Genomic DNA, 14,960 nt, shown 5'->3' with positions numbered 1-14,960 from the left:
GAAAAGGAGATCCAAACGATGAAAATGAACCGTTCTTTGGCGATTCTATCTTCAGTTGCATTGACATTTGCCTTGTTGACCGGATGCGGGAATGCAAAAGAAAATGAACAAGGTGCTGGCAATACGCCGTCCAATCAGACGTATGCGGGGAAAAACGGACAGCAGGCAGAAGATCCTAACGATCCGCTTGCCCAATTCCCGAAGCTCGATATGCCGTTTACCGTTGAACCTGATGCGACCATTGTGGAGTATCAGGGCGGCAAGATGACAGGCAAGGAGTTCGAGACGTTCTTGCGTGTCATCAATTTCATGAACCCGCAGCAAGGCGGCATGATCGAGGTTGCAGGCAAAGACGAGCTCAAAGCGTTTGCCCGCGAGTATACTGCAACCAAGATCCTGTCTGACCGCGCAGATGACGCCGTCAAGAAGGAATCCAAGGATATGGCAGAACAAACCTTTGAAAAAATCAAAGGGCAATACCTGGCGTTCTTTGGAAAGGACGAGGCCAAATTTGACAAGTTCATGGAAGGGCAAGCTGTATCGAAAGAGATAATCGTCGACCAGATGACCATTATCAATAATTCGATCAATGTTCTGAAAAAAGAGATCGGCGATCCTGAGCTCAAGAAAGAATACGATGCTCTGGATCCGGCGAACCGGACCGTTGCTTCCGTGCGCCACATCCTGATCTCCACCGAGAGCCGCTCAGAAGAAGAAGCTTTGAAGCTGGTACAAGACCTGGAAGCTCGTCTGAAAAAAGGAGAAGACTTTGCCAAGCTGGCTACAGAATTCACCGATGACCCAGGCAGTAAAGAGAACGGCGGTCTATATGCAGATACCATGGTGACGCAATGGGTGCCAGAATTCAAAGAGGCTGCTTTGAAACAACCGATCGGAGAAGTAGGACCTCCTGTAAAAACAAATTACGGCTACCACATCGTGAAAGTGGAAAACCGCAAGGAAAAAACCTTTGATGAGATGAAGGAACAACTCCGCGGAGTTGCCCTCGAGAGAGCATACGATACGTTTAGCAACAGCGAGCTGGACAAGCTGGTCGTCGCTTACCATATTCCTGAGCCAAAACAACCGGCTACGAAGTAATCAGAAAAACAGGGGGTGAACATAACTCCCTGTTTTTCCGTTTTCTCGCATATTCCTGAAACGGGAACAAATACTATACTCACTCGCTACCGCCCGGGGGAGAGTAACCGAGAAAAGGCTGGAAAAAAAGGAAAAAGTTGCTGCCCATACGCATAGGTAAAATTAGAATTTCAGGAAAAAATACAGGTATCCAACCACCAAGCACCTATTCACTACCCACTTCTCTTAGGAAAGCGAGGCAACAAGACATGAAAGCAACTGGTATCGTTCGTCGAATTGACGACCTCGGTAGGGTCGTGATTCCTAAGGAGATTCGCCGTACACTGCGCATTCGTGAAGGGGACCCGCTTGAGATTTTCGTGGACCGTGACGGAGAAGTCATTCTCAAGAAGTATTCGCCCATTGGAGAACTTGGTGATTTTGCAAAAGAATACGCTGACTCTCTGTACGAGAGCTTGAACCATACTGTGTTGATTTCAGACCGAGACAGCGTAATCGCAGTAGCTGGGGCTTCCAAGAAGGAATATCTGGAAAAATCGATTGGCAGCATTGTAGAGAAGAGCCTGGAGGAACGCAAAACGCGGTTGGAGAAAAATGCTGGAACGTATGAGATTTGTCGTGATGTCAGTGAGACTTACGGTTCTTTCGTTGTCGCACCGATTGTCGCAGGCGGTGATCCTATCGGGTCTGTCATTCTTCTGAATAAGAATGAATCGACCAAAATGAGTGATCTCGAAATGAAGATGGCCGAGACAGCAGCTGGCTTCCTTGCGAAGCAGATGGAGCAGTAGGTTTTTGGCCTGTATCACAAAGAAGCAGCCCTCTTATGCGCGGGGCTGCTTTTTTGTATACAGACCGTGCCTGGCCTTTTTTTCTTACGCAAAGGCATGTGATATAATGAACGAAGTTTCTGGTTGGAGAGGAGAACATTCACGTTTATGGCTCAGGAAAAGACATCTTTACTGTTTGTGAAAGGCGCCGCAATTCTTGGGGTTGCCGGTCTCGTCTCCAAACTTTTAGGAGCGGTATACCGCATTCCGTATCAAAATATTGCCGGCGATATCGGTTTGTACGTTTATATGCAGGTCTACCCGTTGTATACCACCCTGTTGATTCTGGCTACAGCGGGCTTTCCGATCGCGATTTCCAAGATTGTTTCGGAGCGCACGGCGATCGGGGATGTGCAGGGAGCACGCAGGTCCTTTCGCGTCGCCAGCATCGCTTTATTGATTCTGGGGCTCTTTTTCTTCCTGCTTTTATTTGGCGGAGCACCGTATATTGCGGATTTCATGGGTGACGATCACCTGACTACACCGCTTCGAGCAGTTGCATGGTCGCTGCCGCTGCTGCCGATGGTAGCGATTCTGCGCGGTTATTTTCAGGGACATCAAAACATGATGCCGACGGGCGTCTCCCAAGTCATGGAGCAATTGATTCGGGTTGTTTTCATTCTGCTGGCTGCTTACTGGGCGATGTATATCCATGAAGATGCTTACCTCGCGGGTACAGGGGCTGTCTTCGCTGCCTTTCCTGGGGGAGTTGCGGCAGTGCTCGTCCTCTTGTGGTATTGGCGCCGTGATAAAAAGAACAATCCTGCCCTGTACGCCGACACACCAGCGGATGAGGGCGATGCTACATCCGAGAACAACCCTACGTGGAGCAATCGTCAGGTGCTCGCAAGTCTGTTGCGGTATGCGCTGCCCATCTGCATTGGTGCATTGGTGCTGCCGCTGATCCCCCTGGTCGATTCGATAACTGTTATCAACATGCTGCAGTGGAGCGGGATGGAAGAGCATTTGGCGAAGGTGATGAAGGGCGCGTTCGACCGCAGTCAGCCGCTGATTCAGTTTGGCACCTTTTTTGCGACGTCTCTCTCGCTGGCATTGGTTCCGGCGATTAGCGAAGCTGCAGCTCAGCGCCAGCATCAGTTGATTGCGACGCGTTCCGAGATTGCGATTCGCCTCACCTTTTTGTTGGGGCTTCCGGCATCAGTCGGACTGGCTTTGCTGGCGGAACCTGTAAACGTTATGCTGTACGGGGACAGCAATGGGACGCAGGCGATTGCGGTGCAGTCCCTGACGATCGCGTTCGCTACATTAAGCATCGCCAGCGCCGGAATTCTGCAAGGCTTAGGCAGAGTCATGCGCCCTGCCCGCAATTTGCTGATTGGGGTCGTGGTCAAGCTGGTGTTCAACCTGTTGCTCGTGCCCTTCTGGGGCATTACAGGTGCCGCTTTGTCTACGGTATTGGCTTACTTCGTGGCGATGGGCCTCAATGTACTTGGCGTGAAAAAATATACAGGAGCGAAGATCAGTTGGCGCCAGACAGCGCTCAGGCCCTTCTTGTCCGTGCTGGTGATGGCAGTGGTCGTCCTGGTGGTGGAATGGGGAGGCTATGCGCTTTTGGGCGGGGTAATCAAATCAGAGCGCCTGTTCCATACTCTGGTCGGTCTGATAGCTGTTGGAGCAGGGGCCCTCGTCTATCTGTTGGCGTTGTTGAAGACAGGCGGCTTGACCAGAGGAGACATTCTCTATTTGCCCAAAGGGAAGCGTATCTCCGCATTCCTCACCCGCTTGCGGCTGTTGCCGCCCAGCAAGGACCATGTCGAGAACGCATAAGGAGATGTGACGAGTGGATAAAAAGAAAAGTTCGATCACGATATTGGGCTTGGGGGCAGGAGATCTCGACCAACTGCCGTATGGTATCTACCGCAAGCTGAAAGAGGCCAAAAACCTTTTCCTGCGGACCCGTGAACACCCTGTCGTTGGGCAATTGGCAGCAGAGGGAGTCGCTTTTGCCTCCTATGATGATGTCTACGAGCAGTACGATTCCTTTGCTGAGGTGTATGAGGAGATTGTCCGGCAATTGTTAGCGGCTGCGGAAAAGGACGGCGATATTGTCTATGCTGTTCCCGGTCATCCGCTTGTAGCAGAGCGTACGGTACAGCTCTTGCTGGAAAAAGGGGATGCTCAGGGTGTCCAGATCGAGATCATGGGTGGGCAAAGCTTTCTCGATCCTCTGTTTGCACGGTTGAAAATCGATCCGATCGAAGGATTTGCCCTGCTGGACGGTACAGCGCTCAAGACAGATGAAGTATCACCTGGCTTACATACCATCATTGCGCAAGTATACGATGCGATGATCGCGTCCGATGTCAAACTGACGCTGATGGAGGTCCTGCCTGATGATTCCCCGGTGACCGCAGCGACGGCGGTCGGCGTGGCGGGTCAGGAGCGGATCGAGACGGTTCCGCTTTACGAATTGGATCGTCTCGATCACTTCGGGAACCTGTCATTGGTCTATGTGCCGCCAGCGCGAGAAGAGCGGATCTGGTACCGGCAGTTTTCGTATCTGAAGGAGATCGTGGCGATTCTGCGCAGTCCGGAAGGCTGCCCGTGGGATCGCGAGCAGACGCATCAGAGTATCCGCAAAAACCTGATCGAAGAAACCTATGAAGTCCTCGAGACCATAGACGATGAGGATCCGGATGCGATGTGCGAGGAATTGGGCGATTTGTTGATGCAGATCATGCTTCACTCGCAAATGGCTGCTGAGGATGGCTATTTCACCGTGGAGGATGTCGTCGCCGGACTGAATGAAAAGCTGGTTCGCCGTCACCCGCATGTATTTGGCGAAAAACATGCCGATGATGCTGTAGAAGCCCTTGCCAACTGGCAGGAGATCAAGGCGCAGGAAAAGGCAGCGAAGGGCATTGAAGTGGCCAACCAATCGCAATTGGCTGGCATTCCGCGCGACTTGCCGGCATTGATGTACGCCTACAAGCTGCAGAAGAAAGCTGCCCAGATCGGTTTTGACTGGGACGATGTGGCAGATGTTTACGGCAAGATCGAAGAGGAGTACCGCGAGCTGCGGGAAGCATCCGAGCGAGATCGGGCAGAAGAGCTGGGCGATCTGCTTTTCGCCGTCGTCAACCTGGCGCGTTTTCTCAAGCTCGACCCGGAAGAAGCACTCGCGATGACCAACAAGAAATTCAAACGGCGTTTTTCCTATATCGAAAGCAAATTGAAAGAGGCAGGACGCTCCTTCGAGGAGACGGACCTGCAGGAGATGGACAAGTGGTGGGAGGAAGCCAAGCACCGTGAAAAAGGGGGAGAAATGTAGTGAGACTGGATAAATATCTGAAAGTATCACGCCTGATCAAACGGCGTACGCTGGCAAAAGAGGTGTGCGACAAAGCGCGGGTGGAAATCAATGATCGCCCCGCCAAGGCATCCAGCAATGTCAAAATCGGCGACAAGCTGGCGATTCGCTTCGGTCAGAAGATCGTGACCGTGCAGGTTGAGGATATCAAGGAAAATCCGCGCAAGGAAGAGGCAGCATCTCTGTATCGCGTATTGGGAGAAGTACCTGTGCCGCGCGACGAAAAAGAAGAAGATGCCTACATCAAGGGATAAGGCGATGAGAAGGAAGAGGCTGTGTTTTTTGCAGCCTCTTCTTTTTTAGGTAAGAATAAGAATATAATGAGGGTGCTCGCATTACAGGAGGAAAGGAGTGATCGGAATGAACGGCAACGTCGTACGTCTAGGATATTTGCTTGCGATTTCACTGCTTCTGTCTGCACTCTTGTATTTTTTCGCTTCGAACTGGCCTGCGTTGGATCGCTGGGGCAAAATCGGGATCAGCGTATCGGTACTGGTTCTCTTTTATCTGGTATCCTACCTGGTCGCTTACCTGTTGAAAAGGCATTCGTTTATCAGCAACTGGCTGTTGCTCGCGGGCTGTCTTTCATTCGGCGTCAGTGTCGCCTTGCTGGGGCAAATTTATAATTCCCATGCTGACAGCTACATGCTGTTTGTCGTTTGGCTGATTCCGAGCCTGCTCTTTTCGTTCCTGACGCGCTACCAGCCCTTTTATGTCATCAGTTTTGTGCTGGCACACCTGGCCCTTTGGTTTTTCCTCGATCCCTCAGTCGTGCATGTCGCACGGGAGGATGCCTGGTGGTTCATGACCTTTTGGATCATCGGCCTTTTGGATTTTATTCTTTTCTGGTTGGCGTATACCCAGCGCCTGCGATCCAGGGCGATTCAATACTTGTCCTTTGCCGTCTTCTGTCTCGCTCTTTTTTGCTCTTCTTTCGTAGACGTATACGGCCCCTTCCCGGAGCTTCTCTACATGCTGACTGGTGCGGCCTTGTTCTTTCTGTTTTTGAAATGGATGCCTAACCGCGGTTTGCTGGTGGCCAAATCGGCTTTCCTCGCATTGTTTGTCATTGCCAACTTCTTCTGGTACATGGCCGAGTATTACTCCGAAGGGTTTTTTGCCCTCAGTCTGCTGGTAGCCGGGCTGCTTGTATGGGGAGCGGTTGTGGCAATCAAATGGCTCAAATCCTCCAATCGCCACGAGAGCATGTGGTTCCGTTTTTTTCAGGAGGCTTTCATGGTGCTCGTCACCACAGTGGCTTCCCTGATCGCCTCGGTCTCGATCACGGGATTCATGTTTCTGGTGTTTACGGATTCGACTGCGGTGCTCTACTTCACCTTTTTTCTTTCCGTGGTCGGCTTTTTGGGTCCGGTCGTCCTGTATAAAGGGATGAATGCTACGGTTCGCTATACCCTGCTGATGATGGGGTATCTGATGGGAGCATCCTCGTCGATTTTTTTGGAAAGCGGGATCTGGATACTTTTTCTAGCAGTCGCAGGAGTGGTGTGGTTCATCCTTCCGAGCGTAGCAGGGAGGCTGCTGACGCAGTTTACCTTCCTCGTCGTGCTTGGCATCGAGTTGACTGACATATTTCCGCATGAGTGGGTCATGCTGCTGCTGTTCGTGTTTCAGATGGGGATGTATGTCCTGTGGCGGGGTTCGCCGGTACTGCGCAACACATCGTTAAGCTACGCTCTGTTCTTCCTGCTGCTGCTGACGGAATGGTCTGATCACGGGACGCTCCTTCTGGTCTCCAACCTGGGCTTTTTTGCTCTCAGTACCTTTTTGCTGTACTGGACGTTGCAGCGTCAGCGGGGAAGCTGGGAATTTGGGATTACACTCGCATTTTGGTTTGCGTTTCTCGCAATGAAATACTACGACTTTGTCTGGAGCCTGTTGCACAAGTCGCTCAGTCTCTTACTGTTGAGCCTCGTATTTTTCGCTGTCAGCGGGTGGCTGGATCGTCGTGCAAAATACGAAGGGACGTCGGAAAAGCCGCCGATTGTTGCCATGAAACGCCTGCTGCTCGTACCAGTCATCCTGCTTCAATTGGTGATTGTCGGCTACCAGGTCTGGAGCAGCGAGACCATTCTGGCGCAAGGCACGCTCGTCAAGCTGGAGCTGCAGCCGGTCGATCCGCGCTCCCTGTTGCAAGGCGACTACGTCCAGCTGGGGTACACGATCTCCAGATTGGACAGCGAGGATCTGCAGCATGGTAAAAACATTCGTGTCGTATTGCGAAAACAGGCAGATGGTGTGTACGGGTACAGTGGTTACTACGAGTTGGACGGTGTCTGGAACCGCGAATATCAGGCACAGCCTGACGATGTCATCATCAATGGAACGACGCTTGGCTCGACACAGGTGGAGTACGGGATCGAAAGTTATTTTGTCCCGGAAGGCACCGGCCTGGAAGTCGAAAGAAATGCCAGGTTTGCGTATGTAAAGGTTGGCAAAAAGGGAGACGCCATTCTGGAAAGCTTGGCTAATCAGTAAAAACAAAGGAAGGAAGCTGCTCGACTGTCAAGCAGCTTCCTTTTTGATATTCTCCCGCTCCAAACGGTGAACCACGAGGCGGACGAGCAATAAGCCCATGACACCCAATCCCGCGAATAATAAAGCCATGGCATAGGAGGGGAGAAAGGCGCCCAAGCTGATCCCGATGGCTCCACTCAGCTTCGCCCCTTGGAGCACGAGGCCATTTACCGCCATGTACGAGCTTCTGGCATCGTCGCGCACGATCTCGGCCAGGTAGGTTTGCCGGGTCGGAATATGCATCAACTCTCCTACAGTTGCCAGAAACATGGTGAGGACGATCACCCAAAGGGAGTTGCTGTACGTGGTGACGGCGTAGCCGAAGATGTACAGCAGTGCTCCAATATACATCGCAGTGGCTGGGCGTGTTTTGCCGATCAGCTTGGTCACCAGCAAGGACAGGCACACCACCAGCAAGGTGTTTTCCAATTGAATCAGGCTAAAAACCTTGATCCCGGTGATTTCCAGGGCAAACCAGTCGAAAAGTTGCAGGGTCTGTGTCTGGAACTCTTGCGACAGGCGCACGGCAATGTAATTGGAAGTCTGGAACTCAAGAGCAAAAATGAAGAGTCCTCCGAGTGAGTACAGGAGGAAGAGCCGATCCTGGAGCACTTTCTTGTAGCTCTTAACCAAATCCACCAGCAGCCTGCTGCCAGAGGGGAGAGAAGTCTGCCGGGCAGGCTGATACGACTCCTGCATGAAAAAGCGAGTAATGATCAGGGTGACAAAACCGACAAGTGTGAGCGCGAGCAGCAGTTCAAAGCGATGCGTTGCAAAGTAAAGGCCGCCAAATACGGAACCGATGGCGATCGACAGGTTGGAAGCCCAATAGCTGATGCTGTACATAAAGGTCCGGTTTTCTTTGGTGCTGACATCGATCAGCATGGCGTCAGCGGCGGGGTTGATCAAACCATTGCTGGCGCTTTGCAAAAGCATCATGACGAAGGTCAGCCAGGCAGAGTCCAGAAGCGGCGAATTGGCCAACGTCATGATGGTGAAGGCGCCGCATTGAATGAGTTGTCCGTAGACCAGCACTTTTTTTCGACCCCAGCGATCCGCGATATAGCCCCCGTAAAAGCTGGTCAGGATCTGCGCGCAGATCGTCGCGAATAAGAGAAATCCGGCCAAAGCCTGCCCCAGCTTGTCGGAAAAGTAAATCGCCATAAAGGGAAAGATCATCGTCCCGACGACACGGGTCAAAAAAGAAGTGATAATGCGTATGCGTATGTTGGGATGCAATTGTAGAAAGCCCATATGCATCTCTCCTTTCTCTCTGCTATCATTGTTACGGAACAAAAGAGGAAGAAAAAGTGCAAAGTCAAAGGAGTAATTTCACCTTTTTGCTAAAGGACTGGTGAGGCTTGTGAAAAGCAATGAACACTTCATGCAAATGCTATGGGGGCTGACCGATTGGGAGCGCGGGCATGAGCAGGTAATGAAGATTGAGGAGTTGTCTGAACTGCTTTCCTGTACTCCCCGCAACGTGAAATTGATTCTGCGCAAATGGGAAAGCGAGGGCTTGCTTCGCTGGAAGGCAGGCGTGGGGCGGGGCAATTCTTCTACGTTGGAGATTCTGTGCGATACGACCGATTTTTTGACTGCGCATTTCAAGAAGCTGCTTACGGATGGCAAAGTAGGAGAAGCAGTGGGATTGATCAATCATCCACGTATGCCTGTTGCGGCAAAGCGCGCACTGCAGGAGGTATGGGACAATCAGTTTGGCCTCCACGCGGTAGAGACGGCACAGGTCAGTGCAGATGTCCTGCGCATCCCCAGAACACGCGCCTTCAGTTCCCTGGACCCGATCTTCGTAGCGGTGGCAGCGGAGAGCCACTTCCTCCAGCAAATCTGTCATCGTCTGATTGAATTTGACGCGCAGAAGCAGCAGTTTATCCCTCAGCTCGCCCATGCTTGGGAATGCAATGAGGAAATGACCGCCTGGACCTTTTACCTGCGCAAAGGGGTTCGTTTTCACCACGGCCGCCTGCTTTCAAGCAAAGATGTCGCCTATACCGTGGAAAGGCTGCAACAGCTTGATTCCCCCTATCAATGGCAGATGGAGGACGTGCTCTGGCTGGAGCAGCATCATGACCGGAAAATCACCTTTCATCTGAGCCGACCCAACGGTTTTTTTCTTCATCTGGTCGGTTCGATTGCCATGTCGATCCTGCCGTACGATGTCCCCTTTTCGGAACGCTCCATCCTCGGTACGGGTCCATTTCGCATGGCCGAGTTTACGAGTGAATGGCTGGTTCTCGAGGCTTTCGAAGAGTATTACCGGGAGCGGGCGCTGTTGGATCGAGTGGAGATCTGGGTGGTTCCCGAGTCTTGTTATCCGGACAAAAGGTATCTGCTGCCCGAAGAGATGGGTTCGTCTGAGGGGCAAACAGAAAATCAGCGCGTGGAGTATCAGGAGGTAGGCTGTTATTACCTTGGCTTCAATTTTAACCGTTCTGGCGTTCAGCACGATTACGCCTTCCGCAAGGCCGTGCGCCTGGCGCTGGATCGCGGACAGTATATTGCCGATCTTCATGCGAATCAGGAAAATCAGGTGAGGGAATATTCGCCAGCCGGCAGCTTTTTGCCGGAGAAGAGCAGGACCATGTCTTTTCCCAGGACGTCCTTGGATGAAGCTGCAGTCTGGCTTCAGAAAAGCTCTTATCACGGAGAGGTGCTTACATTTTTTGTCAGTGAGGGGCAAACACATCTTCAGGAGGCGAAATGGGTGCAGGAGCGATGCCGAAAGATTGGGATCCAGCTCCGAATCGAAGTGTTGCGAAAAGAAGAATATTTGTCACCCTCCAATCGGATGGTTCTGGAGGCTGACATCGCGATGATGGGGGAATTGCTGCAGCGTGATATAGAAATGGGCTTGATCGAGGTCTATAAAAACAACTGCACGATGGTTCACCGATTTCTGGATGACGACAAGCGAGCTTTCGTGGAAAGAAGCTTGTCTCAGGTGCTTCGCCTGCCCAACCGGGAAAAAAGGATGCAGGCTCTGGCCAGGATCGAGGACAAGGTGAATGAGGAGCTGTGGCTGCTGTTCCACGTGCATATCAAGCGCAAAGATCAGTTTCATGCCGCGCTGCAAGGCATTGCGATCGACGCGTTTGGGTGGGGAGATTTTTCAAAAATGTGGGTAAAATGATCCCCAATCGTTACCAGTCTGTAACCCTTTCCCGCGAACTTTTCTTTATCATAGTGGAGATTGCAGGGAAAAGGAGGCGTTTTTTTTGCGCAAAAGTTTGAAAAAAAGCATGTCTGTTCTTCTGGCGACATCGGTCCTTGCCAGTCCAATTGTTATGTTGCCCCATGCCGCTTATGCTCTTGAAATCGATGATGTATCGGCTTACGATACAGATACCGATGAAGAAACTGAATATACGATTGAATTTACGATTGAGAAGGCTCTTTCATCCGGGGATGAAATTATTGTCAAGTTTCCCTCTGGCTATGAAGTAGACAAAAAGTTGAAAGTAAAGGACGTCACGCTAGAGGACGATGACGATGATGAAATTGACATCGATGACGTATCTGTCAGCGGACGTACAGTAACAATCGAACTTGGGGAAAAAATCAGCAAAAACACGTCGCTGATTCTGACCATCGATGGCATTACCAACCCTGGAAGCAAGGGCGACTACAAAATCAGTGTACAAACCACTAATGAAAAGTCTGTTTCCGAAACAATCTCCATCGGAAAATCTTCGAGCAAAAACAGCAGCAGCAGCCGATTTGACGTTTCTCTGGGGAAAAACACAGCCGGAGATACCACGTCAGTCTCTTTGGGCAAATTTAATCTGAGCTCCAAACTGGTCAAAGGAAAGTATATTTATGTCACCATGCCGAGCAGGGACATGCTTCCGAAAGAAATCGACCGTTCAGATGTCAAGGTAAACGGAGAGCGGGCTCAAAAAGTCACGTTATCCGGAAGCAGCACCATTCGCATTGAAGTGCCGAGCGGGGCAGACGGGGACAAAACCCTGAAGCTGGACTTCTCGTCGTCTGCGGGGATTGTAAACCCTTCTTCCTCAGGCAAATCCTATACCTATGAGATCGAATACGACAACAAGACATACCGTTCCGAAACATTCGAAATCAAGGAATCTTCCTCCAGCAGCAGTTCTTCGAATTTCGATGTATCGCTTTCCGACAAAAGTGCCGGAGCGCGAACAAGCTATACGTTTGATCTCGATTTGTCCTCCAAGCTGTATGCCAATACGGATATCCAGGTAGAATTCCCGAGCATCGAGATGGTTCCACCTGTCATCTCCAGCTACAACGTCACGGTAAACGGAGAACAGGTGTCGAATATCTCGGTAAGTGGGAATCGCGTATCCTTCCGCACACCGAGCGGATTTTCCAGCAGCAACTCGCTCACGATCAAATTCTCTCAAGACGCCTACCTGATCAACCCGCGTACAGCAGGGACGTATGAAATGATCATAAAAGTCGACGGAAAAACCTACCGTTCCAAAAAATTTGACGTCGGCGGCTCCTCTGCTGTCACTCCTGTGCAAGTAGACAACAGCACGGCGACGATTGCATTGACAAGAGCTACAGCTTCGACACCTGCTGGATTGCAGGTGGGCATCAAAGGTCTCGGTGTTCCTTTGGCCAAAGGACGGGACTTCGTTGAAATCGTGATGCCTGCAGGATTCCGTGTACCTGCCTACGTTGCGCCAAACACCGTAACCGTAAACGGAATGGCTGCCAACTATGTCGGCGTGCGAGGACAAAACCTGATTATCTACCCATCACAGGACATTCCTGCACGTACCGCTGTGCAAGTGAACGTGACAGAAGCGGCGAGCATCGTAAATCCCGCGACTACAGGCGTCTACAGCATCTCGGTCTTTACCTCTGAGGAACAAGGTCTGCTGTTCGCACGTCCGATCAATATCGTTGCTTTGAATGGAGTCAGCTTTAAGGCAAATGTCGCTTCCTATACCAAAGGCGGCAAAACCTTTGCCTTGACCGCCGCTCCATATACCGTGAATGGGCACACATTGATGCCAGCCTCCTTCTACAAGGATGGACTCGGTTTGTCTACCACCTGGAACAATTCTACTGCTCGCATCGTAAGCGGAAATACCACGATGCAGTTCAAGGTAGGCTCCAATATTGCCACAGTGAACGGTCAGAATATTACCTTGCCTGTCGCTGTTCAATTGAAAAACAATATTCCGGTGATTCCGCTTCGTTTTGTCATGGATCGGACCGGTTACAACATCATCTACGTAAACGGCAACTACACCGTCTACAAATAAGCTTGACTCGCATCATGAGGAAAAGACCCGTTAGGATCAACACTTGCCCGAGTGTTCATCCCGCGGGTCTTTCGCTTCTTTTCGACGCAAAAACTTCTCATAAACGGACATCCCCTCCCATACGATGGTACAAGAAGGGGATGTTTAGGGGGGGAAGTTAGCATGAATGAGCACATAAAACGGCCTCGGCATGAAGTCGTGATGATCAATCGTCGCAGTTTGGCGATTTCAGGGGTAAAAAACGTTGAAAGCTTTGACAGCGAGGAATTTCTCCTGGAGACGGAAGGCGGCTTTTTAACCATACGTGGCCAAAATTTGCACATGAAAAATCTGAGTCTGGAAACCGGAGAAGTGGCGATCGAGGGTCTCGTACATGAAATGGCCTATCTGGAGCAAGGACAGGTCGGGGATCGGTCGAGAGGGTTCTTCGGCAAGTTGTTCAAGTGAGCATCGGAGTTCAGCTTCAAACCGTATTGGCCATGTTGACGTGTGGGGCTTTGATGGGAATGGGATTTGATACGTATCATGTCTTCAAGGGAAAAAGCAGGCTGCCAGGCTGGATCGTATTTATCTGCGACCTTCTCTTCTGGCTTGGGAGTATGGCACTAGTTTTTTTGATTTTAGTCAAGGTGAACGACGGTTTTATCCGTTTCCCTATCTTTTTCGGAGTGATTATAGGCGCGTGGTTGTATTTCGTAGTAGGTAGTAAGAAGTATATTCATTTCCTGCATCGCGTGATAGAATTTTCACAGTGGTTATATCGAACCATTTTACTTGTGATTGATACGCTTTTGGTTCGCCCCATTCTGTTTTTTTACCGAGCGATCCTGATGTTGCTGGCATTTTTGTACTCGGTATTGCTTTGGATCATGGGGTTTGTGTGGAAGTTGACGCGTTTTGTCACTTCGCCTTTTGCCAGATGGGGTCAACATTTGGGGAAAAAAATGCTCGGTCAAACAAAAGGGTTTTGGAAAAATTGGAAGAATTGGTTTCCATCAAAGAGAAAACGGGAGTAAAGATCAGAGGTGAGCAAAGTGAAGAAGGCAGTTTCCTCTCCAACGAATCGAAAAGGACAGAAACGCAGGATCCGGCTCTTTTTCTTTGTGATCCTTTTATGCTTTATCTGGACTGGCTATACCATGTACATGCAAAGCGGGGTCTTGGCCCAGAAGAAGGCAGAGTTGGAGGTGCTCCAGCAGGAATCAGCTGTATTGAAGCAGCAGAATGAGGAGCTTACCTACGAGGCGAGTCGGCTAAATGACCAGGAATACATGGCAGAGCTGGCAAGAAAGCGCCTTAACTTTACAAAACCAGGGGAGAGCATTTACGTAATTCCCGAATAAAATAGACGACGGATCTTCTAGGAGAGGGAGGACATCCACGCTCATGGGAGTCGAGATCGGGAGCAAACTCGAAGTGAAAGTGACGGGTATCACCAGGTTCGGCGCGTTTGTAGAACTTCCAGGAGGAGAGACTGGCCTGGTACATATCAGCGAAATTGCGGATACTTTCGTCAAGGACATCCACCAATTCCTCAAGGTAGGAGATGTGGTGACTGTCAAAGTCCTGAATCTGAGAGACGGAAAAATTGGGTTGTCGATCAAGAAGGCGAAAGAGCAGGAAAGACCGTCTCGTCCCGTGCGTGAACGAGGAGAAGCATTTGAAGACAAGCTGAACAGATTTTTGAAAGAGAGTGAGGACCGCCAATCTTCCCGCAGGAAGCATGCAGATAAGCGCGGCCGCAGCCGAAAATAAATCAAAATATTACGAGTATTCCCACTTTGTATATTATCCAATTTCTCTTCCAAATCAGGAAGGGCATTTGAAGAACGTGCCGAATAGGTAATATAAGCCCGTTTCGCGAAGCGCGAATCACCTGTCAGCCGACGT

The 14,960-nt window shown here is 50.7% G+C and carries 13 protein-coding genes; 12 read left to right on the top strand and 1 reads right to left on the bottom strand.

The annotated features are described in order from the left end of the window. Positions 1 to 24: 24 nt before the first annotated feature. The 6 genes from T458_RS51045 to T458_RS51020 all read left to right on the top strand — a co-directional run bounded on the left by T458_RS51045 (position 25) and on the right by T458_RS51020 (position 7,758). Complete coding sequence (locus T458_RS51045; RefSeq protein ID WP_031306184.1) at positions 25 to 1,101, top strand: peptidylprolyl isomerase; 1,077 nt, start codon at positions 25 to 27, stop codon at positions 1,099 to 1,101. A gap of 248 nt (positions 1,102 to 1,349) precedes the next feature. Beyond that, complete coding sequence (gene spoVT / locus T458_RS51040; RefSeq protein ID WP_023558900.1) at positions 1,350 to 1,892, top strand: stage V sporulation protein T; 543 nt, start codon at positions 1,350 to 1,352, stop codon at positions 1,890 to 1,892. A gap of 147 nt (positions 1,893 to 2,039) precedes the next feature. After that, the gene (locus T458_RS51035) at positions 2,040 to 3,719 is read left to right on the top strand and encodes a putative polysaccharide biosynthesis protein (protein WP_023558899.1); all 1,680 of its coding nucleotides are present in this window, start codon (positions 2,040 to 2,042) and stop codon (positions 3,717 to 3,719) included. Positions 3,720 to 3,732: 13 nt separating this feature from the next. Then, a complete protein-coding gene (mazG, locus tag T458_RS51030; protein ID WP_023558898.1) occupies positions 3,733 to 5,223 on the top strand; it encodes a bifunctional methyltransferase/pyrophosphohydrolase YabN in 1,491 nt (496 codons plus the stop codon). Further along, positions 5,223 to 5,516 carry an RNA-binding S4 domain-containing protein gene (locus tag T458_RS51025; RefSeq protein WP_023558897.1) on the top strand — a complete coding sequence of 98 codons (294 nt, stop codon included), beginning with the start codon at positions 5,223 to 5,225 and terminating at the stop codon, positions 5,514 to 5,516. Before mazG ends, T458_RS51025 begins: the two co-directional genes overlap by 1 nt. 106 nt (positions 5,517 to 5,622) lie before the next feature. Further along, positions 5,623 to 7,758, top strand: coding sequence for a GDYXXLXY domain-containing protein (locus T458_RS51020; protein WP_031306183.1), 2,136 nt, complete (start codon positions 5,623 to 5,625; stop codon positions 7,756 to 7,758). Positions 7,759 to 7,785: 27 nt separating this feature from the next. On the opposite strand, the gene T458_RS51015 is transcribed toward T458_RS51020, so the two are convergent. After that, the gene (locus tag T458_RS51015) at positions 7,786 to 9,051 is read right to left on the bottom strand and encodes an MDR family MFS transporter (RefSeq protein ID WP_023558895.1); all 1,266 of its coding nucleotides are present in this window, start codon (positions 9,049 to 9,051) and stop codon (positions 7,786 to 7,788) included. A 109-nt stretch (positions 9,052 to 9,160) separates the two neighbouring features. On the opposite strand from T458_RS51015, the gene T458_RS0129345 reads away from it, so the two are divergent. The 6 genes from T458_RS0129345 to T458_RS50990 all read left to right on the top strand — a co-directional run bounded on the left by T458_RS0129345 (position 9,161) and on the right by T458_RS50990 (position 14,825). Beyond that, positions 9,161 to 10,948, top strand: coding sequence for an ABC transporter substrate-binding protein (locus tag T458_RS0129345; RefSeq protein ID WP_031306182.1), 1,788 nt, complete (start codon positions 9,161 to 9,163; stop codon positions 10,946 to 10,948). An 85-nt stretch (positions 10,949 to 11,033) separates the two neighbouring features. Further along, the gene (locus T458_RS51010) at positions 11,034 to 13,070 is read left to right on the top strand and encodes a copper amine oxidase N-terminal domain-containing protein (protein ID WP_023558894.1); all 2,037 of its coding nucleotides are present in this window, start codon (positions 11,034 to 11,036) and stop codon (positions 13,068 to 13,070) included. A gap of 162 nt (positions 13,071 to 13,232) precedes the next feature. Then, complete coding sequence (gene yabP / locus T458_RS51005; RefSeq protein WP_023558893.1) at positions 13,233 to 13,517, top strand: sporulation protein YabP; 285 nt, start codon at positions 13,233 to 13,235, stop codon at positions 13,515 to 13,517. Next, complete coding sequence (yabQ, locus tag T458_RS51000) at positions 13,514 to 14,086, top strand: spore cortex biosynthesis protein YabQ (RefSeq protein WP_023558892.1); 573 nt, start codon at positions 13,514 to 13,516, stop codon at positions 14,084 to 14,086. Before yabP ends, yabQ begins: the two co-directional genes overlap by 4 nt. A 9-nt stretch (positions 14,087 to 14,095) precedes the next feature. Further along, a complete protein-coding gene (locus tag T458_RS50995) occupies positions 14,096 to 14,413 on the top strand; it encodes an FtsB family cell division protein (RefSeq protein WP_023558891.1) in 318 nt (105 codons plus the stop codon). 43 nt (positions 14,414 to 14,456) lie between these two features. Further along, positions 14,457 to 14,825, top strand: coding sequence for a S1 RNA-binding domain-containing protein (locus T458_RS50990; RefSeq protein ID WP_023558890.1), 369 nt, complete (start codon positions 14,457 to 14,459; stop codon positions 14,823 to 14,825). Positions 14,826 to 14,960 lie beyond the last annotated feature (135 nt).

The organism is Brevibacillus panacihumi W25, from assembly GCF_000503775.1.
In the GTDB taxonomy this organism is placed as follows: Bacteria; Bacillota; Bacilli; order Brevibacillales; family Brevibacillaceae; genus Brevibacillus; species Brevibacillus panacihumi_A.
The sequence above is the reverse complement of the archived record's forward strand: the minus strand, read 5'-3'. Positions and strand labels throughout refer to the sequence as shown.